The organism is Micromonospora sp. LOL_014, assembly GCF_048060245.1.
GTDB lineage: Bacteria > Actinomycetota > Actinomycetes > Mycobacteriales > Micromonosporaceae > Micromonospora_E.
In genome coordinates, this window is sequence record NZ_JBHMIP010000004.1 from 1 (window position 1) to 21855 (window position 21855).

15 protein-coding genes are annotated in these 21855 nt (G+C 72.1%); 12 read left to right on the plus strand and 3 right to left on the minus strand.

Annotation, left to right across the window (positions count from 1 at the left end; translation table 11 throughout):
• Window positions 1-98: 98 nt before the first annotated feature.
• The 3 genes from ACFHW1_RS04695 to ACFHW1_RS04705 all read right to left on the minus strand — a co-directional run bounded on the left by ACFHW1_RS04695 (window position 99) and on the right by ACFHW1_RS04705 (window position 4219).
• Window positions 99-896, minus strand: coding sequence for an AfsR/SARP family transcriptional regulator (locus tag ACFHW1_RS04695; protein ID WP_416568962.1), 798 nt, complete (start codon window positions 894-896; stop codon window positions 99-101).
• 84 nt (window positions 897-980) lie between these two features.
• Window positions 981-1775 (minus strand): thioesterase II family protein, encoded by a 795-nt coding sequence (locus tag ACFHW1_RS04700; RefSeq protein ID WP_416568963.1) that lies wholly within the window; start codon window positions 1773-1775, stop codon window positions 981-983.
• Window positions 1772-4219 carry a beta-ketoacyl synthase N-terminal-like domain-containing protein gene (locus ACFHW1_RS04705; protein ID WP_416568964.1) on the minus strand — a complete coding sequence of 816 codons (2448 nt, stop codon included), beginning with the start codon at window positions 4217-4219 and terminating at the stop codon, window positions 1772-1774. The genes ACFHW1_RS04700 and ACFHW1_RS04705 overlap by 4 nt, the downstream gene beginning before the upstream one ends.
• A 274-nt stretch (window positions 4220-4493) precedes the next feature.
• Here ACFHW1_RS04705 and sbnA point away from each other — a divergent pair, with 274 nt between their 5' ends.
• The 12 genes from sbnA to ACFHW1_RS04765 all read left to right on the plus strand — a co-directional run bounded on the left by sbnA (window position 4494) and on the right by ACFHW1_RS04765 (window position 21832).
• The gene (sbnA, locus tag ACFHW1_RS04710; RefSeq protein WP_416568989.1) at window positions 4494-5480 is read left to right on the plus strand and encodes a 2,3-diaminopropionate biosynthesis protein SbnA; all 987 of its coding nucleotides are present in this window, start codon (window positions 4494-4496) and stop codon (window positions 5478-5480) included.
• 17 nt (window positions 5481-5497) lie between these two features.
• A complete protein-coding gene (locus ACFHW1_RS04715) occupies window positions 5498-6454 on the plus strand; it encodes a TauD/TfdA family dioxygenase (protein WP_416568965.1) in 957 nt (318 codons plus the stop codon).
• Window positions 6455-6459: 5 nt separating this feature from the next.
• Window positions 6460-6975: a GNAT family N-acetyltransferase gene (locus tag ACFHW1_RS04720; protein WP_416568966.1), complete on the plus strand. Its 516-nt coding sequence runs from the start codon at window positions 6460-6462 to the stop codon at window positions 6973-6975.
• Between the two features lie 2 nt (window positions 6976-6977).
• Entirely contained in the window at window positions 6978-7508 is a 531-nt protein-coding gene (locus ACFHW1_RS04725; RefSeq protein WP_416568967.1) for a hypothetical protein, read from the plus strand.
• Window positions 7505-9349, plus strand: coding sequence for a non-ribosomal peptide synthetase (locus tag ACFHW1_RS04730; RefSeq protein ID WP_416568968.1), 1845 nt, complete (start codon window positions 7505-7507; stop codon window positions 9347-9349). The genes ACFHW1_RS04725 and ACFHW1_RS04730 overlap by 4 nt, the downstream gene beginning before the upstream one ends.
• Window positions 9346-9558: an MbtH family protein gene (locus tag ACFHW1_RS04735; RefSeq protein WP_416568969.1), complete on the plus strand. Its 213-nt coding sequence runs from the start codon at window positions 9346-9348 to the stop codon at window positions 9556-9558. Before ACFHW1_RS04730 ends, ACFHW1_RS04735 begins: the two co-directional genes overlap by 4 nt.
• Window positions 9559-9659: 101 nt before the next feature.
• A complete protein-coding gene (gene sbnB / locus ACFHW1_RS04740) occupies window positions 9660-10685 on the plus strand; it encodes a 2,3-diaminopropionate biosynthesis protein SbnB (RefSeq protein WP_416568970.1) in 1026 nt (341 codons plus the stop codon).
• 91 nt (window positions 10686-10776) lie between these two features.
• A complete protein-coding gene (locus tag ACFHW1_RS04745) occupies window positions 10777-11847 on the plus strand; it encodes a 3-oxoacyl-ACP synthase III family protein (RefSeq protein ID WP_416614872.1) in 1071 nt (356 codons plus the stop codon).
• A complete protein-coding gene (locus tag ACFHW1_RS04750; protein WP_416568972.1) occupies window positions 11837-13864 on the plus strand; it encodes an HAD-IIIC family phosphatase in 2028 nt (675 codons plus the stop codon). The genes ACFHW1_RS04745 and ACFHW1_RS04750 overlap by 11 nt, the downstream gene beginning before the upstream one ends.
• Complete coding sequence (locus ACFHW1_RS04755) at window positions 13854-14123, plus strand: acyl carrier protein (RefSeq protein ID WP_416568973.1); 270 nt, start codon at window positions 13854-13856, stop codon at window positions 14121-14123. The genes ACFHW1_RS04750 and ACFHW1_RS04755 overlap by 11 nt, the downstream gene beginning before the upstream one ends.
• Window positions 14120-15382, plus strand: a complete 1263-nt coding sequence (locus tag ACFHW1_RS04760) for an FAD-dependent monooxygenase (RefSeq protein WP_416614874.1) — start codon at window positions 14120-14122, stop codon at window positions 15380-15382. The genes ACFHW1_RS04755 and ACFHW1_RS04760 overlap by 4 nt, the downstream gene beginning before the upstream one ends.
• 69 nt (window positions 15383-15451) lie before the next feature.
• The gene (locus tag ACFHW1_RS04765) at window positions 15452-21832 is read left to right on the plus strand and encodes an SDR family NAD(P)-dependent oxidoreductase (RefSeq protein ID WP_416614876.1); all 6381 of its coding nucleotides are present in this window, start codon (window positions 15452-15454) and stop codon (window positions 21830-21832) included.
• Window positions 21833-21855 lie beyond the last annotated feature (23 nt).

The window sequence follows — 21855 nt, forward strand, 5'->3', positions numbered from 1 at the left end:
AACTCGCCGAATCCCATCGAAAACCCCAGCTCAAGAGCCCCTCAACCGACTACGCAACAGCCCTGGCCCGGACCCATCGGTCGTAGTGGATCTACCGACTACGCCACGCCGACCATGTCACGCCCCGGCAACGGAACGCCTCCGCTGAGGATCACCTGCTGCAGCTCGTGCAGCCGACGCGCCGGCTCGACACCCAGCTCATCGACGAGCAGCGTACGGATCCGGCGGAACTCCCCGAGCGCCGTACCGACGTCACCGGACAGGTAGAGCGCCGCCATGTAGTGGGCGGCGAAGCTCTCGTTGAGCGGATGCTGCGCGGTGAGGGTACGCAGCTCCCCCAGCACCTCCAAGTGCCGGCCCAGCCGCAAGTCGGCCTCGATCCGCCGGTCCAGCGCGGCGAGCCGCAGATCACCGAGGGACAGCGCATGCATGGCCAACTGCGGTCCGAGCTGGATGTCCGACAGCATCGGTGCCCGCCACAGCGCGAGGGCGTCGCGGAGCCGGCTGCTCGCGGCGTGATAGTCACGCCGCTCGAACGCCTCACTGCCGGCCCGGCCCAACCGTTGGAACTCCTGCACGTCGGTGAGGCCGCCGGACACTCGCAGCGAATAGCCACCACGTTCGGTCACCAGAACGCCACGGGAATCACCCGACGGGTCGCCGGCCATCGCCACGCTGATCTGCCGCCGGAGCTGGTGAATGTAGGTGTGCAGGGTGGTCGTGGCGCTGTGTGGTGGGTTGTTCTCCCAGAGTTCTTCAAAGATCGCGAATTTGGTGACCAGCCGGTCGCCGTTCAGGGCCAACAGTGCCAGAATCTGGCACGGTTTGGCCGCAGAGGGCACGATCGACGTCTGGCCAATTATCGCCTGCAATGGTCCGAGCAGGTTGATTCGCATGACTCGTTCCCCAATTCGCCATCAGACTTGGCCACTCATTGAAAACAGTCTGCGACGGATCGGGGCACGGATCCAGTGACGCCATCACCTGCCGACCGTGAAGAACTCATGCCGTTGCTCGGTCGCGCCCCGCACGGCCGTCACCTCGGTACGGATCTCCCGGGCGAGGTGCGGGTACGCCGTACCGTGAAAGTAGAAGTGTCCACCTGGGAAGAAGCACTGACGCAGCTGGTGAGCGGTCTCCACCTGCCAGGCCGGCAGGCAGTCCAGCGGCGCCCAGGAGTCGGTCAGCCCGCTGAACACGGTCAGCGGGCAGGACAGCGGCGAGCGGTCCGCCTCGGGCCGGTACGAGTCGACCGCCTGCAGATCGGCACGCGCGACCCGGAGAAACTGCTCCCGCATCTCCGGCAGCTTGAGCAGCCGGTGTGGCGTGCCACCGAGGCCCAGCAGGACCTCCAGCAGCTCAGTGTCCGCCAGGTCGCCGAGCCGACCGAGACCGGGCACCGGCGGGGTGGGCGTCGTCGGGGCCGCCCGCCCGGACACCCCCACCCACAGCGGCGCCGCGCCGACCGTCGACAACCGGCGCCCGACCTCGACCGCGACGACCGCACCCATGCTGTGCCCGAACAGCACGTACGGTCGATCGGCGTGCGGTGACACCGCTCGGGTCGCCTCGTCGACGACGGCGGTCATCGCCCGCAGCAGCGGTTCGGCGTACCGCCGGCCCCGCCCCGGCAGATCCAGCAACAGCACCTCCCAGTCCGGCGGCAGTTCCCTGGCCAACGGGTGGTAGCCAGCGGCGGATCCACCGGCGTGGTGAAAGGCGATGAAACGCAGGGTGGCGTCACCGGCCGGGCGGGGCCGGACGAACCGGCTCATCCCCGCACCGCCGCGCTGGCGACGTCCCGGGCCAGGCCAGCGAGCAGCGCCGTGAGTGGCTCGTCCACGGCCAGCTCGGCGGTGGACCCGTCGAGCTGGTAGCACTCCTGCACCCGGCTGAGGAACAGCATCGCGGTGAACGAGTCGCCGCCCAGCTCGGCGAAGGTCAGCCGCAGGTCCAACTCGCCGTTCGCCTTCAGCACCTCGGCCAGCTCCGTACGTAGGAAGCGCTCCACCGCGGCCTGATCGGCGGCATCCGGGGCCGGGCCGGCGGCGTCCTGGGGCAGCGACCTGACTTCGTTGCGCGGTGCGGCGGCGCCGGTGTCGCGCGCGGATGGCGACGGCGCGACCGGCTCCGGCACCCAGCAGCGGCGTCGCTGGAACGGATAGGTCGGTAGGTCCCCGACGAACCGGGCGTCCGGTGCCCGCAGCCGGTCCATCCGCAGGTCGGCGCCGGCCCGGAACAACGCCGCCAGCGCGTCGAGGAACACGGCGGTCGCCCGGTCCGGATCGGCCGGCACCAACGCCACCCGCTGCCCGCCGAGGTCCAGCAGAGCAGGGTGGACATGGTCGGCTCCGGGGCCGGCAGCGTCCGCGTCCGGTTCCCGTACGACCGTCGGTACGCCGAGCAGGGCCAGCGCCCCGGTCAGCCAACCTGCCGGGTCGAGCTCCGGTGCCCGGCCCTCGTCGGTCAACAGCGGCAGCTCCGAGGCGATCGCCGCGACCCCCTTGACCAACGCGTCCGATGCCGACGGGCGCAGCACCAGGGCCGGACCGGGCAGTGGACCGGTCGGCTCCGGCGCGGCGTCGACAGCGAGACTGACCTTGCGGGCGAGGTCGCGCGCCGACGTCCCGGTCACCGCCAGCCGGTACGCCACCGGCGCCCGCCCGGCGCGCAGCGTGTGGCAGACCGAGGAGAGCCCGGCCGGTTCGCTGCGGAATAGGTAGGTGCCGACCGAGGCGGCGAGCGCCTGCAGCGCCTGCGGGCTGCGGGCGGACAGCACCAGCAGCTCCGGACGCCCCGGCTGGGCCGTCGGGTCCGACGGCCGGGCCGGGGCCGGGTCCGCCGCCTGGACGATCACGTGCGCGTTGGTGCCGCTCAGCCCGAACGCGCTGATCCCGGCGATCCGCCCGGCGCCGGACCAGTCGGCCGCCCGGCGCGGGATCTCGATCTGGCTGTCCGCCCACGACACGAGCGGATTCAGCGGCCCGTCGGCCTCCGGCACGTCGGCCACGATCCGCTCGTGACGCAGCATCAGCACCAGCTTGATCAGCCCGGCCAGGCCGGCTGCCGCCTCCAGGTGACCCAGTCGGGCCTTGACGCTGCTCACCAGCAGCCGGGGCCGGGCGTCGGACCGCCGCTGGCCGTACACCGCGTCGAGCGCGGCGACCTCGATCGGGTCACCCAACGCGGTGCCGGTGCCGTGCGCCTCGACGTAGCTCACGTCGGCCGGATCGGCCCCGGCGTCGCGCAGGGCGGCCCGGATCACCTCCTGCTGGGCCGGGCCGTTCGGCACGGTCAAGCCGGACGAGGCACCGTCGTGGTTGACCGCGCTGCCACGCACCACCGCCAGCACCGGCCGGCCCTCGGCGACCGCGTCGGCCAGCCGCATCAGCACCACCGTGGCGACACCCTCGCCGCGGCCGTAGCCGTCGGCGGCGGCGGTGAACGGCTTGGACCTGCCGTCCGGGGCGAGCGCCCGACTCTGGCACAGCGACACCATCAGCCTCGGCGAGAAGATCAGATTCGCCCCGCCGACCAGCGCGTACCGGCACTCTCCCGACCGTAGGCTGCGGGCTGCGGAGTGCAGCGCCACCAGCGACGACGAGCAGGCGGTGTCGAGGGTGACCGCCGGGCCGCGCAATCCCAGCGCGTAGCTGATCCGGCCGGCGGCGAAGCAGTGCCCGCCGCCGGTGCCGAAGTACGGGTCGAGCCGGTCCGGGTCGGCGTCGGTGAACCGTTCGCCGTACTCGGCGGCCATCAGGCCGACGAAGACGCCGGCGTCCAGCCGGTCGGCACGGCGGACTGCGACGCCGGCGCGTTCCAGCGCCTCCCACGAGGTCTCCAGCAACAGACGCTGCTGCGGGTCCAGTGACTCGGCCTCCCGTTGCGAGATACCGAAGAAGTCTGGGTCGAAGCTGGCCACGTCGTCCAGGAAGCCGGCCCGTTCCACGTAGGAACGACCGGGCCGGCCCACCTCCGGGTGGTGCACCGAGCGTAGGCCCGGTCGGTCGGTCGGGATCTGCTGCGGCCCGGACGTCGGGCCGGTGAGCAACTCCCAGTACTGCTCGGGGGTGGTCGCGCCGCCGGGGAAGCGCAGCGCCGTTCCGACGATGGCCAGGGGCGCCGCGCGCTCGGCTTCCAGTTCGCGGATCCTCGCCCGCAGCCGGTGCGACAGTCGCAGTTGCTCTTCGACAAGCGTACGCAGGTCTGTTGTCTCCACGTCGATCCTCGATGTCCGTTGGCGCGGGGATGGTGATCGAAGCTGGCCGAACGTAACCGGCGGCGCTTGAGCGGACCTTGGGACCGCCGGCCGCACCGCCGGCCTGCGAGAGCGTCAAGGTTCACTCAAGCATCCCCGGCAAGACTCGTTGCCGTTCACGCCTGAACCGCAATGCGTACGCGGTCCGAGGCGACCGGTCGGCACGAATGGCGCGACCAGAGGGGGCAACGTGACCCAACGCACCGAGCAACGGGTTCAACGCAGCGTGCAAGGGATTCTCGGATGTATCGGGGATACGCCGCTGGTCGAGCTGAACGGCCTGCTGCGGGATATTCCGGCGCGAGTGTTCGCGAAACTGGAGTTGGCGAATCCGGGCGGCAGCATCAAGGACCGCACCGCATTGAACATGCTGCTCCACAAGATCCACGCGGCGGAACTGGTGCCGAACCGTTCGGTGGTCATCGAATCCAGCTCCGGCAACCTGGCGATCGGCATCGCCCAGGTCTGCCGCTACTTCGGACTGCGCTTCATCTGCGTGGTCGACGCCAAGACGACTGCGCAGAACATCGCGATCCTCCGGGCGTTCCAGGCCGAAATCGAGATCATCGACCGGCCCGACCCGGTCACCGGCGAGTACTTGCCGGAACGCATCCGCCGGGTCCGCGAACTGCTGGCCGAACATCCGGAAGGTTACTGGCCGAACCAGTACGCCAACCCGCGCAACCCGGCCGCGCACCACCGGACGATGCGGGAAATCGTCGCCGCTCTGCCGGCCCCGCCGGACTTCATCTTCTGTGCCACCAGCACCTGTGGGACGTTGACCGGGGTTCTCGACTACGTCCGGGAGCAGGCGCTGTCCACCCGGGTGGTCGCCGTCGACGCGGTCGGCAGTGCGATCTTCGGTGACGAGAGCCGGCACCGGCTGATCCCGGGCCACGGGGCGGCGGCCCGGCCGCCGCTGCTGGCCGCCGCCGAGACCTACCCGGTGGTGCACGTTTCCGACCTCGACTGCGTCGTCGGGTGCCGCCGGCTGATGGCCCGGGAGGCAATTCTCGCCGGCGGATCCTCCGGCGGGGTCATCTCAGCGTTGGAACGGTTCCGCGACCGCATTCCGGCCGGTGCGACCTGCGTCCTCGTCTTCCCCGACCGCGGGGAACGCTACCTCAACACCATCTATTCCGACCAGTGGGTTCAACAGAACTTCGGCGACGTGTCACACCTGTGGAAAGAGTCCGGGATCGCCGCCGCCGGCCGGCACTGATCAGCAAAGGGGAAACCATGTTGGTAACCACACTGCCGGGGCAGAGCCTCCCCGCAATCATCGAACCGGACAACGGCCTGTCGATTCTCGACGTCATCAAGGAGAACCGGGCGGAGATCCGTTCGCTCATCACCCGTACCGGGGCGGCGATGTTCCGTGGCTTCGAGGTGGGTGGCGTCGACGGACTGCACGACGTGGTCCGAGCGCTGTCCGGCGCTCCGCTGGACTACACCGAGCGGACGTCGCCGCGCAGCAGCCTCTCCGGCAACGTCTTCACCTCGACCGACTACCCGCCGACCGAGGAGATCTTCCTGCACAACGAGTGCTCCTACCAGGCGCAGTGGCCGATGAAGGTGTTCTTCTACTGTCTGCAGCCGGCCGAGACCCAGGGCGCCACCCCGTTCGCCGACGTCCGTGAGGTCTATCGGCACATCGACCCGTCGGTGGCCGAGGAGTTCATCCGGCGCAAGTGGATGTACGTGCGGACGTTCAGTGAGATGGGCGGCAGCTGGCAGTACTTCTACGACACCGAGGACCGCTCGCAGGTCGAGCGGTACTGCCGGAGCCAGGGCATCGACGTCGAATGGGTCGGCACCGACGGGCTGCGTACCCGGGCGGTCCGCGAGCCCGTGCACCCGCACCCGGTGACCGGCGAACCGGTCTGGTTCAACCACGCCACGTTCTTCCACATCAGCACCCTGCCGCAGGTCTACCAGGAGGAGATGCTGGAGATGTACGGCGAAGAGAACCTGCCGACGAACAGCTACTACGGCGACGGCGCGCGGATCCCCGACGACGTGATGAAGCATCTGCAGGAGGCGTACCGCGCGGCGCTGACCCGGTTCGACTGGCGGGCCGACGACCTCGTGGTGATCGACAACATGCTCACCGCGCACGGTCGGGAGCCGTTCACCGGTGGCCGCCGGATCGCCATCGCGATGGCGGAGGCCTCCGACGCTCCGGTCGAGCCGTAACCGCCGTGGCACCCCCCACGACGGATGTCCCGACCGAGTTCGGCGTCCGGCCGGCCACCGTCTACGAACTCGACGCGCTGGTCGGGATCGAGCAGGGGCCGGAGACGACCCGGTACCTCGGCATCACCGGCCTGGCCTACCACGAGCGGGCCTACGCCGATCCGGACCAGGAACAGATCGTCGCCGAGGCCGGCACCTCGGTGGTGGGTTTCGTCGTGCTGGCCGGGCTGCGCCGGCCGGACCGCGTCGTCGAACTGCGCCGCATCGTGGTGTCGCACCGGCACCGGGGCGCGGGATACGGGCGCCGGCTGTTCCGCGCCGCCGTGGACCGGGCCTACCGGGTCCACGGCGCCCGCCAGGTCTGGCTGGACGTCAAGCCGGACAACACCAAGGGCCGGACGCTGTACGCGTCCGAGGGCTTCATGCCGGACGGGACGATCCCCGACCCGATGTGCCCCGACGGGGTGCTGCTGCTGATGCGGCACACCCCGCAACCGCCGACCACACCGAGACAGGAGTAACGATGCGAGAGAAGCTCGCGGTTATCGATCCGCAGGCGGCGCCGCTGGCCGGTGCGGCCGCCCCGCAGACCGCGTTCACCGCCGGCCAGGCCGGTGACGCGGGATGCCCCAGCTGTGTCGCCGAGCTGACCGTCGCCGGCGAGGAGTTCGACCGGGCGTTCGCCGAGCGGGACTACGACAAGTTCATCTCGTTCTTCATCAACGAGAACGCCACCGGGCTCGGCGCCGACGGGACCGTCGGGATGAACCGGGACGCGTGGGGGCGCATTCTGCGCGAGTACTTCGACGAGCCGACCTGGACGCTGCACGTCACGCCGATCAAGTCGGTGGTGCAGAACTGCATCAGCGGCCAGATCCTCGAGGTGGTCCGCTTCGACTCGGCCGACACCACCATCACCTTCGTGCACGTCACCTGCTGGCTGCGCGACCACGACCGGTGGCGGGTGGTGCTGCAGACCGAGGCCGGTCCGCTGCAGGACACCGAGGCGCTGCTGGCGCAGGTCGCCGCGCAGCAGGAGGCGGCCACCCGATGACCCGGACAGTTCAAGCGCGCACCGCGGTGCCCGCTGACCGGCGCGGCCGGCCGGAATGGCACGGGTCGGCGATCGCCGCGTTCCAGGAGGTGGTCGCCGCCCACCCGGACCGGGACGCGGTGATCGCCACCGACGGCCGGCTCAGCTACGCGCAGCTCGACGACCGCAGTGACCGACTCGCCGGCATCCTGGCCGGTCGGGGCGCCGGCCCGGAACGCGCCGTCGGGGTGCTGCTGCCCCGGTCGGTCGACCTGCTGGTGGCGATCCTCGGCATCCTGAAGGCCGGTGCCGTCTACGTTCCGTTCGACCCGGAGCAGCCGGCGCAGCGGCTGGCCCGCATCGCCCGGGACGCGGACCTGGTCACCACGATCACCCACGCCGACCTGATCGGGTCGGTGCCGGACACCGGCGTCGGCGACCCGGTGGTCCTCGACCGGATCGGCTGGGACGCGCATCCGCGTACCGCGCCGGTGCCGCTGCATCCGGACAACCTGGCGTACGTCATCTTCACCTCGGGGTCGACCGGCCGGCCCAAGGGAGTGGAAATCTCCCACCGGGCGCTGGTCAGCTTCCTCAACGGCATGGAGCAGGGCGGCTTCTTCGGCCCGCCCGGTGCCCGGTTGGCCTGGAACGCCTCGGTGGCCTTCGACGCGTCGGTGCAGGAGTGGGTCCGGGTGTTGCGGGGCGACACGGTCGGTGTGCTCACCGACGACATGCGCCGCGACGCGGAGGAGTTCGCGGAGTTCATGGTCGAGCACCGGCTCAGCGAGGCCGACATGACCCCGTCGCACGCCCAGATGCTGATCGAGGAGCTGGCCACGGTGGCCGCCAGGGACCGGTTCCTCCGGCTGTTCATCGCCGGTGAGGCGGTGCCGCCGCCGTTGTGGGCCACCCTGGAGCAGTTGATCTCCGACGGGGTGCTGACGGCAATGAACCTGTACGGCCCAACCGAGGCCGCGGTGAACGTGGCCGGCACCCCGATCGTGCCGGGCGAGGCACCGCACATCGGTCGCCCGCTGGCCGGGGTGCAGGCCCGGATCGTCGACGCGACGCTGTCGCCGGTGCCCGACGGCACCCCCGGCGAGCTGTGCGTCGCCGGCCCGTACCTGGCCCGCGGCTACTCGGGACGGCCGGGCCTGACCGCGGCGAAGTTCGTCCCGGATTCACGCGCCGACGACGGTGCCCGGATGTACCGCACCGGTGACCGGGTGGTCCGCCAGCCGGACGGCACGCTGCGCTACATCGGTCGCACCGACGACCAGATCAAGATCCGGGGACACCGGGTGGAGCTGGGTGAGATCGAGGCGGTGATCGCCGACCATCCGGGGGTCGCCCGCGCGGTGGTGCTGTACCACCCGGAGGTGGACAGCGGCCAACTGTCCGCCGTGGTCCGGCTGCGCCCGGGTGCCGGCCTGGCCGCGGTACGCGAACACGCCGCCAGCCAGCTGCCGTCCTGGATGCGCCCGGGCAACTACACGGTGGTCGACACGATCCCGTTGACCGTCGGCGGCAAGGCCGACCGGGGCGCACTGATCAACCGCCTGACGTCCGGTCCGGACGGACCAGGACCCGACAACGACGAGGAGCCTCCGATGCCAGTTGACGCCGCCGAGACGGTACGCACCGTCTGGTGCGAGATTCTGAAGATCGACACGATCAGCGACACCGATGACTTCTTCGACATCGGCGGTCACTCGCTGAGCGCGATGCAGGTCGCCAGCCGGCTGCGGGCCGAACTGGGTGGCGTCAAGGTGCCCACCCAGTTGCTGTTCCGCAACCCGACCTTCGCCGGTTTCACCGAGGCGGTCAACGAACGGCTCAACCAGGTGGCCCCGGCATGAGTGGCGAACCCGTCGAGCGGTGGGCCGTGCTGGTCAACGACGAGGAGCAGTACGGGCTCTTCCCTGCCGCCCGACCGGCACCCGGCGGGTGGCGACCGGCCGGATTCGAGGGCACCGAGGACGAGTGCACGGCACACGTCGACGAGACCTGGACCGATCTGCGCCCGGCCGGTCTGCGCCGGGCGATGGCGGCGCGCTCGACCGACTGACCGGACCCGACGACCGGCCGGGTGCCCGACCCGGCCGGTCGTACGCCGACGACCGCCGCCCACGACGCGGCGGTCCCGAAACGACGGAGCACACCACCCCCATGGCAGAGATTCCGCCCTTCGCCGTCATCTCCGGCGCCCAGGTGCACGACACGATCAGTGGACGTGAGCCGGAGGTCACCGAGCTGATTGAGTCCGCGTACCGGTTGCACGGAGCCCGGGAAACCACCAACCCGGACTCGTACTTCCTGCGGTTCCCGGACCGCCCGAACAGCCGGATCATCGCGCTGCCCGCTTCGGTACGGGGCAAGGTCGAGGTGCACGGCATGAAGTGGATCTCCAGCTTCCCGGACAACGTCGCCGGCGGGATCCCCCGGGCCTCGGCCGTGCTGGTGCTCAACGACTACGAGACCGGGTATCCGATCGCCTGCCTGGAGTCGTCGATCATCAGCGCGACCCGGACCGCCGCGTCCGCCGCGTCCGCCGCGCTGCGGCTGTCCGCCGCCCGCGGCGGGGTGCCGCGCCGGGTCGGCTTCGTCGGCACCGGCCTGATCGCCCGCTACATCCACACCTACCTGGTCGGCAACGGGTGCGAGTTCGACAGCGTCGGGCTGTACGACCTGTCCGCCGAGCACGCCGGCGGGTTCCGCGACCATCTGGTCCGCGGCGGGCACGACGACGTCCAGCTGTACGGCAGCGCCGAAGAGCTGGTCCGGTCGTACCCGCTGATCGTCTTCGCCACCGTCGCCGGCCGGCCCCACCTGTCCGATCCGCAGCTGCTCGCCCACAATCCGCTGGTGCTGCACGTCTCGCTGCGTGACCTGTCCCCGGAGCTGATCCTCGCCTCGACGAACGTGGTCGACGACGTCGAGCACTGCATGAAGGCGGACACCTCGGTGCACCTGACCGAGCAGCGGGTGGGGCACCGCCGGTTCGTCGCCGGCACGCTGGACGACGTGCTGACCGGGCGGATCGACGTACCCGCCGACCAGCCGGTGATCTTCTCCCCGTTCGGGCTCGGAGTGCTGGACCTGGTGCTCGCCAAGCACGTCTACGACAGCATCGCGGCGGCCGGCGGACTGCACAGCGTGCCCGGCTTCTTCCACGACGTCAGCCGGTACGGCTGACCCGGCCCCGGCGCCGTAGCCGGCAGATTGCAACCTGACCCGCCGGCAACCCGATCCCCGTACCCGCATGAACCGACGTAAGGACGCAGCCGTGCGACTGGTATCCCTCAGTGAGGTACTTCCCGGCGAGCCGGTCACCAACGCGGACATGGCCGCCCGGTTCGGCCTGCACGAACGGTGGCTGGACGCGATGACCGGCAACCGCACCCGATACTTCTGTCGGCCGGACGGCCCGCCCGGGGTGCCCCGGTCCACCAGCGACCTGGCCACCGCCGCCGGCGAGCAGGCCCTGCTGCGGTCCGGTCTGGACCCGGCCAACCTCGACTTCGTCATCCTGACCACCGCGTCGCCCGACCACCTGATGCCGGCCACCGTCAACCTGGTCGCCGACCGGCTCGGACTCAACGACATCCCGACCTTCCAGCTCACCTCGGGATGCGCCGGCGCCCTGCAGGGCCTCTACACGGCACGTGCCCTGCTCGCCGCCGGAGAGCTGCGGCGCGGCCTGGTCATCGGGGCCGACACCTGCCGCAACCTGTGGCCGTCGGACGGTGCGATCGCCCAGCTGCGGCCGGCCGAGATGGTGAGCTTCGCGCTGTTCGGCGACGGCGCTGGCGCGGCGGTGGTGGACGCCGGCACCGACGGGCCGGGACTGGTCGTCGAGCACCTGTTCACCCGGACCGTCGGCAAGGGCCGGTCGCCGGCGCAGGTCGTCCGCTGGTACGGCGCGGAGGGCGCGCCGACGGTCGCCGGTCCGCGCGGCGCACCGGTCCGCGAAGCAATGTCCGAGGAGGACTACAAGGCGATCGAGCAGCACGTGCCGGAGGCCGCCCGGGCGATCCTCGACGAGCTGGTCGCGGTCACCGGCTGGCCCGTCGACGACGTCGAACACCTGCTGATCCCCCAGCTCAACGGGGTGATGACCGAGAAGATCCGGCGCTACCTCGGGGTTCGGCCCGAGCAGGCGGTCAGCTGCGTCGCCGACACCGGCAACAACGGCAACGCGCTGCCGTTCATCCAGCTCAACCGGGCGATGCGGCGGATCGCTTCGGGCACCGGCGTCGGCGGGCGGCTGCTGGTCACCACCGTCGAGTCGTCCAAGTGGGTGCTGACCGGAATGGCGCTGCGGCACCGGCCCGAGGAGGCCGACGATGTCCGTTGACAGTGTCTCCGCGCCGACGTCGGCCGGCCCGCCGCTGGCCGAGCTGCGGGCGCTGATCCGGGCCGGGTCGGCCGGCGACGTCCGGCGGCTACGGCCGCTCCTGGACCGGCTCACCGACCCGCTCGACCTGGAGGCCGCCGGCTCGCTGCTGCGCGGCCGCCGGGCCGCTGACCAGCTGCGCGCCGAGCTGGCGCCGACCCGGATCGCGCTGCTCGGCAGCGCCACGCTCGACCCGCTGCCGGCGCTGCTCACCGCAGCCGGCGCGCGGTACGCGATGCTGCCCGAGATCCGCACCGCCGGCTTCGACCAGTGGCGGCTGGAGGTTGCCGCCGGCGCGCCGGAGCTCGCCGAGCTGCAGCCCCGGATCGTCGCCCTGCTGCTCGACGACTCCGCCGTACTGTCCGGGCTGGCCGACCCGGTCGACGTCGACGAGATCGCCGCCCGGTGCGCCGCGTTCCCGGCCGAGCTGGCGTCCTGGCTTACCGCGTGCCGGCAGGTGCTCGGCGGGCTGACCGTGCTCGGCACCGTACCGCTGCATCCGCTGCGCCGGCACCGGCTGATCAGCTACGCCGCCCAGGCCCGGCTCGACGCGGTCTGGTCGCGGATGAACGCCGCGATCGCCGAACTCGCCGCCGACCATCCGGCGACGGTCGTCCTGTCAACGGCGGACCTGGCCGAACGGGCCGGGAGCACGTTCGCCGACGACCGGATGCGCCACGTCGCCGGTCACGCGTACTCCCCCGGCTATCTGTCGGCCTTCGCCCACGAGCTGGCCCGGATCGCCGCCGCTGACCTCGGCCGGGCCGCCAAGTGCCTGGTGCTCGACCTCGACGAGACGCTGTGGAGCGGGGTGGTCGGTGACATCGGCCCGGACGCCGTCACGGTGGGTGGCGGCTACCCCGGTTCGGCGCACACCGAACTGCAGGAGCTGGCCCGGGACCTGGCGGCGCAGGGCGTACTGCTCGCCGTCGCCTCGAAGAACGACCACGACGTCGCGGTAGAGGCGCTGGCCCGGCACCCCGAGATGGTGCTCCGGCCGGACGCCTTCGTGGCCACCCGGATCAACTGGGAGCCGAAGCCGGACAACCTGCGGGCGATCGCCGAGGAGCTCAACATCGGTCTCGACGCGCTGGTGTTCGTCGACGACAACCCGGCCGAGCGGGACCTGATGCACCGGCTCGCACCGCAGGTCGGCACCGTCGACCTGCCGGGCGAGCCGGCCGGGTACGCCCACCGCCTCGCCGCCCGGGGCGACTTCACCGTGCTCAGCCTCACCGACGAGGACCGGCAGCGGGTCGCGATGTACCAGGCCAGCGCCCGCCGACGGGAGCTGGTCCGGGATGCCGGCAGCCTGGACGACTACCTGGCCGGGCTGGAGTCCCGGCTCACCGTGCAGCCGCTGGACCGGCACAACGCGGGCCGGATCGCCCAGCTGTTCGCCAAGACCAACCAGTTCAACCTGACCGGGATCCGGTACGGCACCGCCGAGCTGGGCGACGGCGGTGGTGACGTATCCGACGGTGGTGAGGTACCCGACGGCGGCAGCGCGCCCGGCAGCGACGACACGCCCGGCGGTGCCACGGCCTTCTACGGTGCCCGGTTGACCGACCGGTTCGGTGACAACGGGCTGATCGCGGCGCTGGCCCTGACCCGACGCACCGACGGTGCCTGGAGCATCGACAACCTTGTCCTCAGCTGCCGGGTCTTCTCCCGGGACGTGGAAGCAGCGATCGTCGGCCTGGTGCTGCGCAGCGCGCTCGCCCGGGGGGTGCCGGCCGTGCACGGCAGCTTCCGCCGCACCGAGCGCAACGCCCGGTTCGCCGACTTCTACCCACGGCTCGGCTTCCACCCCGTGGACCCGACCGACCCGACCGACCGCACCGCCGACGCCGACCGCACCGCCGACGCCACCGAGCCGGCGGGTGCCGCCGAGTTCCGCCACGAACTGGGCGACCTCGTCGAGCTGCCCGGCTGGATCGAGATCACCAACAACGAGGAGCCCTTCGATGTCCGCTGACCGGCCTGACTCCGGCGTCGATCTGATCGCCGACATCCTCGCGGACCTGCTGGACCTGGAGTCCGAGCAGGTCACCGCCGACACCCCGCTGACCGCGATCGACGGCTGGGACTCCGTGAACGCCCTGCGGGTGCTGGTCTACCTGGAGCGCAGCAGCGGCGCGTCGGTGGACTACGAACGGTTCACCGCCGCCACCACCGTTGCCGACCTGGCGGCGCTGGTCGCACCGGTCCCGGCGGTCGAAGGGCCGGTCCGGTGAGCGACCAGACGATGCGGACCGACGTCCTGATCGTCGGCGGCGGACCGGCCGGCGCGCTGCTCGGTCACCTGTTGGCCCGGCGCGGGATCGACGTGCTGGTGGCCGAGCGGCAGACCAGCCTGGAGCGCGAGTTCCGCGGCGAGACGATCGCCGCCCCGTCGGTGGTGACCCTGCGCCGGCTGGGCTTCGGCCCGGCGCTGGACGGCCACGGCTACCTGCCGACCGAGGGCGTCACCATGCGGATGGAGGGGCGGCGGGTGATGCACGTCGACTACCGCCGCTTCGGCGTCGGCGAGGTGCCGATCGACATCCCGCAGCCCGCCCTGATCAAGATCTTCATCGACGCCGGGCAGCAACATCGCGGGTTCGACTACCAGTTCGGGACCACCTTCACCCGGTTGGTCGAGCAGGACGGTGCGATCCGCGGTGCCTGGCTGCGCCGCCGCGACGGCTCGTCGGTCGAGGTCCGGGCCCGGCTCGTGGTGGGCGCCGACGGACGGTTCTCCAAGGTGCGGCACGCCGCCGGGTTCACCGCCGACGTGCAGCAGATGGCCCGCGACTTTCTGTCGTTCCGGCTGCCCCGGCCGCCGCAGTGGGGGCAACAGGCCGAGCTGGTGATCAACCGGGACCGGCACCTGGTGGTACTGCCCACCTTCCCCGACTCGCTGCGGATCGGCACCAACCTGCCGAAACGCAGTCTCGGCGCGCTGCGCAAGGCCGGCTTCGACGCGTTCCGTTCGGTGGTGGCCGCCCTCGACCCCCGGCTCGCTCCGCTTGTCCAGCAACACCTGCGGACCTGGGACGACACCTCGTTTCTGGAGATCTTCACCGCCGAGGTGCCGCAGTGGAGCCGAGACGGGCTGATCCTGGTCGGCGACGCCTCGCACACCTGCACACCGATCCTCGGCCAGGGCGTGAACGTGGCCATCCAGGACGCGGTCTGCCTGGCCCCGGTGATCGCCGCCGCGCTGGCAGCGGACCGGGGCCCGGTCGTCACCGCCGCCGACACCGCCGACTTCGTCACGCAACGGCAGCGGCACAAGGCGTTCGTCACCCGGTTCCAACGGATCCAGGAGTCCGCTCTGGCTCAGGGCGGCACCGTCGGGGTGCTGCTGCGTCGGGCCCGCTACCGGACCCTCGACGTGCTGCCGTTGAAGTACCGGATCTTTGGCAGCGTGCTCAACGCGCCGCATCAGATCGACCCGGCGGATCTCGCCGAGGACGTCCGGACCGGACCCGCAGTGGGCACCGGCGACTGACCTCGCCCAACCCGTACCACATCAGACCCGACCTGTTCCCGCACCCCTGTCTCCCGAGGCGGTCTCGCTATGTTCGACAACGACGGCACCGACCCGACCCAGCTCATCGCGGTCGTCGGCATGGCCGGCCGGTTTCCCCAGGCACCGGACGTGGACAGCTTCTGGCGGCTGCTCCGCGACCGGAGCGACGCGATCGCCCCGGTGCCCGGCGACCGGTGGGACGCCAGCGCCCAGCTCGACCCGGAACGGCACGTTCAGGACGTCGGCGGATTCGTCGACGAAGTCGACCTGTTCGACCCCGGCTTCTTCGGGATCTCCCCCCGGGAGGCCGAGGACATCGACCCGCAGCAGCGGCTGATGCTGGAGACCGTCTGGCGGACCCTGGAGGACGCCGGTCAGCCGGCGGCCGGACTGCGCGGCTCCCGTACTGGGGTCTACGTAGGAGCTTCCTGGCACGACTACGAGATCCTGCGCAAGGAACGCGGCCTGGGGGCCACCACGCACAGCGCGGTCGGCAACGCCCTGGACGTGATCGCCGCCCGGGTCTCGTACTTCCTGCGACTGACCGGGCCGTCACTGGTCGTCGAGACCGGGTGTTCGTCGTCGCTGGTGGCGTTGCACCTGGCCGGTCAGGCATTGCGGGCCGGCGAGACTGACGCGGCGCTGGTCGGCGGGGTCAACCTGATCCTCGCCCCCGACGTGTCGATCGGGCTGACCGCCTTCGGTGGGCTCTCCCCGGAGGGTCGGTGCAAGGCGTTCTCGGCCACCGCCGACGGGTTCGTCCGGGCCGAGTGCGTCTCGGCGCTGATGCTCAAGCGGCTCGACCGGGCGATCGCCGACGGCGACCGGATCCGCGGCGTCATCGTGCGCACCGTGGTGAACAACGACGGCGGCGGGGAGAGCCTGGTGACCCCGAACCCGGCCGGTCAGGAGGACCTGCTGCGCCGGGCGTACCAGGGGCTGGACGGCGTGGTCGACCGGCTGCGCTACGTCGAGGCGCACGGCACCGGCACCGGCCGGGGCGACCCGATCGAGGCCGGCGCCATCGGCCGGGTCCTCGGCCGGGCCGGCGCCCGCGCCGGTACCGGCAGTCGGGACGGTGACGGCGGTCAGGTGGGTGCTCCGTTGGCCATCGGCTCGGTGAAGACCAACATCGGGCACGCCGAGGCCGCCGCCGGGCTCGCCGGCCTGGTCAAGGTGCTGCTCGCCCTCGAACACCGGGTGGTGCCGCCCAGCCTGCACTCCACCGAGCTCAACCCCGCCATCGACTTCACCGGCCTCAACCTGCGGCTGGTCCGCGAACCGCTGCCACTGCCGGTCGACGAGGCGGTCTGCCTCGGTGTCAACTCGTTCGGCTGGGGAGGCACGAACGCCCACGTCGTGGTCGCCGACCCGCCGGCCGGCACGAACCGCCGCCCAGCGCCGGCCACCGCCGCGACCGGGCCGGGGGTGCCGGCCGTCCTGCCGGTCTCCGCGCACACCAACCAGGCCCTGACCCAGCGCCTGCGTGACCTGCGTGACCGGCTCGCCGCCGGGGCCGAGCCGCAGCGACTCGCCGGTGCGCTGGCGCACCGCCGCGACCACTTCCCGCTGCGTACCGCCGTGGTCGCGGCTGACGCCGAATCGGCCGTGGCGCTGATCGACGCCCATCTGGACGACCCACAGGCGGACCTCGCCGGGATCACCGCCGGCCGGGCCGACACCGCCTGCCGGACCGCGTTCGTCTTCCCCGGGCAGGGTGCCCAGTGGGCGGCCATGGGGCAACGGCTCTACGCCGAGGTGCCGACGTTCGCGAAGGTCATCGACCGGTGCGCCGACGCGCTGCGGCCGTACGTCGACTGGGACCTCACCCAGGTGGTCTCCGGCGCCGCCGGGGACGGCTGGCTGTCCCAGGTGGACATGCTGCAGCCGACCCTGTGGGCCGCCTCGGTCGGGCTGGCCGAGCTGTGGCGGGCCACCGGCGTCGTGCCGGACGTGGTCGTCGGGCACAGCCAGGGCGAGGTCGCCGCCGCCACGGTAGCCGGCATCCTCAGCTACTCCGACGCCGCAATGGTGGTGGCCCGGCGCAGCGCACTGGCACTGCGTACCTCCGGTAACGGCCGGATGCTCGCCGTCTCGCTGGACCGGGAAGCGGCGCTCGACGCGCTCGCCGGCTTCGAGGAGCTGGTCTCCCTGGCGGTGCACAACGGTCCCAGCTCGTGCGTACTGTCCGGCGAGACCGAGGCGGTGCTCACCCTCAAGGAGCTGCTCGACGCCGACGAGGTCTTCTGCCGGCTGGTCGACGTCGACTACGCCTCACACAGCCCGCAGATGGACGCGCTCACCGACGACCTGCTCGCCGCGCTGCACGAGCTGCGGCCCGGTCAGGGCGAGGTCGAGCTGATGTCCACGGTCCGGGTCGCCCCGCTGGCCGGGCCGGAGATGGACGCCCGCTACTGGGTGGACAACCTGCGCCAGCCCGTGCAGTTCCACGACACGATGGGCCGACTGTTCGACGACGGCGTCACCCACGTCGTGGAGATCAGCCCGCACCCGGTGCTGGTACCGGCGCTGGAGCAGCTCGCGGCGGCCCGGCCGGAGCCGCCACGGGTGCTGTCCACCCTGCGCCGAGACCAGGGCACCCCGGCCGACCTGGCTGCCGCGTTCGGCCGCAGCTACGTCGCCGGGCTGGCCCCGTTCGCCGGGCTGCCCGACGGGTTCGGCGTCGACCTGCCCGGCTACCCGTGGCAGCGGTCGACGCACTGGCCGCCGGCCGCCCGACGGCGCTCCCGTACCGCCGGAACCGAGATCACCCTGGTGCCGTCCCCGTCGGAGACCGACCTGTGGCAGGCGGAACTGGAACTCGGCATCGACGACCAGCCCTGGCTCGATGACCACCGGGTGCACGACGCGGTCGTGGTGCCCGGTGCCGCGATGATCGTGCTCGGCCTCGGCGCCGGCCGGGCCCGTACCGGCCGGCTGCCGGCCAGCCTGCACCGAACCACCTTCCACAGTAATTCGACGCTGGCCGACGGACCGGCCCGGCTCGGCCTGCTGTGGCGCGACGACGTGACCGAGGGCGGTTCGTTCGTGCTGCAGTCGCTCGGCTCCGACGGCACCAGCTGGTTCCGGCACGCCACCGCCCAGGTCCGGCACGCGACCGGGGCGGCGGGCCCGGTGGAGTTCCCCGGGCAGCGGCTCGCCGACCCGGCGACCGAGGTCGACCCGGAGACCTTCTACGCCGGCTGCCACCAGCGCGGACTGCGCTACGGGCCGGCCTTCCAGGGGATCCGGCGGCTACGCCACGGCGCCGACTGGGCACTCGCCGAGCTGGCGCTGCCCGCCCGGTGCCGGGCCGGGGCGGCGGCGTACCCGCTACACCCGGCGCTGCTGGACGCGGCGCTGCAGGTCAGTCTGGCACTGCACGCCGGCCCGGCGACCGTGGTACCGACCGGGGTGGACCGGATCGATGTGCACGGCGAACTCGCCGAGCCGACCGTCGCGGCCTGGTCGTACGTGTTCCGTCACGACGACGGCCGGTACGACGTGCACCTCTACGACGCAGATCGGACCCCGCTGCTCAGCCTGCACCGGCTGACGTTGCAGGAGCTGGACGTGTCCGGGCCGGCCGATCCCGACGGCGGGCTGCTGCACCAACTGCGGTTCCTGCCACGACCGGTGCAGCAGCCGGGTGCGCCCGACGGCCGCTGGCTGATCGTCGGCTCCGGTGACACCGCCGCCGGCACCACCCCCGGCGACAGCCCCGCCGCCGGCCTCGTCGCCGACATCGCGGCCGAGCTACGCCGGGTCGGCGCCGAGGTGGGCGTGCCGTCCGCCGACGACGTCGACGCGGTACGCGACGGCGACCTGACCGGCCTGGTCTATCTGGCACCGCCCGCCTCGGCCGGCCTGGACCGCCAGCGGCAGGCCCTCGTCGGGCTGGCGGACCTGGTCCGGGCCTGCCTGACCCGCCCGGCGCCGCCCCGACTGGTGCTGGTCACCGTGGACGCCCAGACCGCGACGGCGACCGACCAGCCGGACCCGGGCGCCGCCCTGTTCTGGGGTTTCGCCCGGGTGCTGCGTCGGGAGCACCCGGAGCTTGCCGCGACCGTCATCGATCTACCCGGAACGGCCGGCACCGCAGGTTCCGCCGGCACTCAGCCGACCGACACCGCCGCCGCGCTGGTCGCCGAGCTCGGTGCGGCCGACGGCGACGACCAGGTGGTGCTGCGCCCCGACGGCCGGTACGTCGGCCGCATCCTGGCCACCGGCCGGGCCAACCTGGACGGGGTCGCCGTTGGTACGCGGCCGCGCTGGCGTACCCCGCGTCAGCCGTTCCGGCTCATCCCGGCCCGCGCAGGCGGCTGGGACGGCCTGGAGTTCCGCCCACTACGCCGCCGCCGCCCCGGCCCCGGTGAGGTCGAGGTCGAGGTCACCGCTGCGGCGCTGAACTTCATCGACGTGATGAAGGCCGTCGGCACCTACCCCGACCCAGTCGGGGCCGGGCTGCTCGGCGGCGAGTGTGCCGGCCGGGTCACCGCAGTGGGTGCCGGGGTGACCGGCCTCGCCGTCGGGAACCGGGTGGTCGCCTGCGTCTTCGGTGCCCTGGCCTCGCACGTCACCGTCAACATCGGCCGGGTCCGGCTGATCCCGCCGGAGCTGTCCGACGAGGACGCGGCGGCGCTGCCACTGGTCGGGGTGACCGCCTGGTACGGGCTCGCCGAGCTGGGCCGAACCGGCCCCGGCGACGCCGTCCTGGTGCACTCGGCCGCTGGCGGGCTGGGGTTGGCCGCGATCGCCGTCGCCCGGCACCTTGGTGCCGAGGTGATCGCCACCGCCGGCACCGAGAGCAAACGGGAACACCTGCGCCGGCTCGGCATCCGGCACGTGTTCGACTCCCGCGACCTGTCCTGGGCCGAGCAGGTTTTAACCGCGACCGACGGACGCGGCTGCGACGTGATCCTCAACTCGCTGACCGGGGCGGCGCTCACCCGTGGCCTGGACGTGCTGGCCGAGGATGGCCGGTTCATCGAGGTCGGCAAAATGGACATCTACGCCGACCGCACCATCTCGTTGAGCGCGTTCCGCAAGGGAATCTCGCTTGCCTCGGTCGACGTGGCCGGTCTGATGCAACGCCGGCCGGCCCGGTTCTCCGAACAGTTCGGGCAGGTGTGGGAGCTGGTCCGCACCGGCCAGCTCGGCCGGCTTCCGGTGATCGACTACCCGTTCGACCAGGCCGCCGAGGCGCTCCGGGAAATGTCGCAGGGGCGGCACATCGGCAAGTTCGTGCTCAGCCGGCCGGACAGCGTCGCGTCGGTGGCGCCCGAGCCGCTGCCCGACGGCCGGTTCCGCGACGACGGCACCTACCTGATCACCGGTGGCCTCGGCGCGCTGGGGCTGTCCCTGGCGGAGTTCGTCGCCGCCGCCGGCGGCGGGGCGATCGCGCTGCTCGGCCGCTCAGCCCCGGACGCCGACGCCGCCGCGCGCATCGACGCGGTCCGGCACGGCGGCGTCCAGGTACGCACCTATCAGGTCGACGTCGCCGACCAGACCGCGCTGGCCGACGTGCTCGCCCAGGTACGCGCCGACCTGCCGCCGCTACGCGGGGTGGTACACGCAGCCGGCGTGCTGGACGACGCCACCATCGCCACGCTGCACAGCGGACAGCTCGACCGGGTAGTCGCTCCCAAGGTCGACGGGGCCCGGCACCTGAACGCCCTCACCGGCACCGATTCGCTGGACCTGTTCGTCCTGTTCAGTTCGGCCGCCGCGCTGGTCGGCAACGCCGGGCAGGCAGCGTACGCGGCCGCGAACGCGTACCTCGACGGGCTCGCTGAGTACCGTCGCCGACGCGGGCTCGCCGCGTTGTCGGTGCAGTGGGGGCCGTTCGCCGGGGTCGGGCTCGCCGCCCGGGACGGCAACCGGGGTGACCGGCTGGCAGAACGCGGCATGGGCAGCTTCCCCGCCGAGCAGGCCTGGCCGGCGTTGACCCGACTGCTGACCACCGACGCCACGGTCGTCGGCTACCTGCCGCTCAATCTGCGGCAGTGGTTCGACGCCTACCCGGACACCGCTGCGCTGCCCAGCTGGCAGGAGCTGCGTGCTGGCCGGGCAGCGGCAGTGGCCGGCGGTGATGGCGGGCAGTTCCTCGACCAGCTGCGCAACACCCCGGCCGACGACCGGGCCCCGCTGGTCGAGGCCAAGGTACGGGAACTCACCGGCCGGGTGCTGCGGATCGACCCGACGGTGATTGACCGGGACACCCCGTTCAAGGCGCTCGGCTTGGACTCGCTGATGAGTCTGGAACTGCGCAACCGACTGGAGGCGGCCTTCGACCTGAAGCTGTCGCCGACCCTGCTGTGGACGTACGGCACGTCGGGCGCGCTGACCGGCATGCTCTGCGACCGGCTGCCCGCCGGCGACGACGAGCGGCCGGTGCCGGCACCCGACGCCGTGCCCGCCACCGAGTAGCGACCTGCGACCTGCGGAGGAAC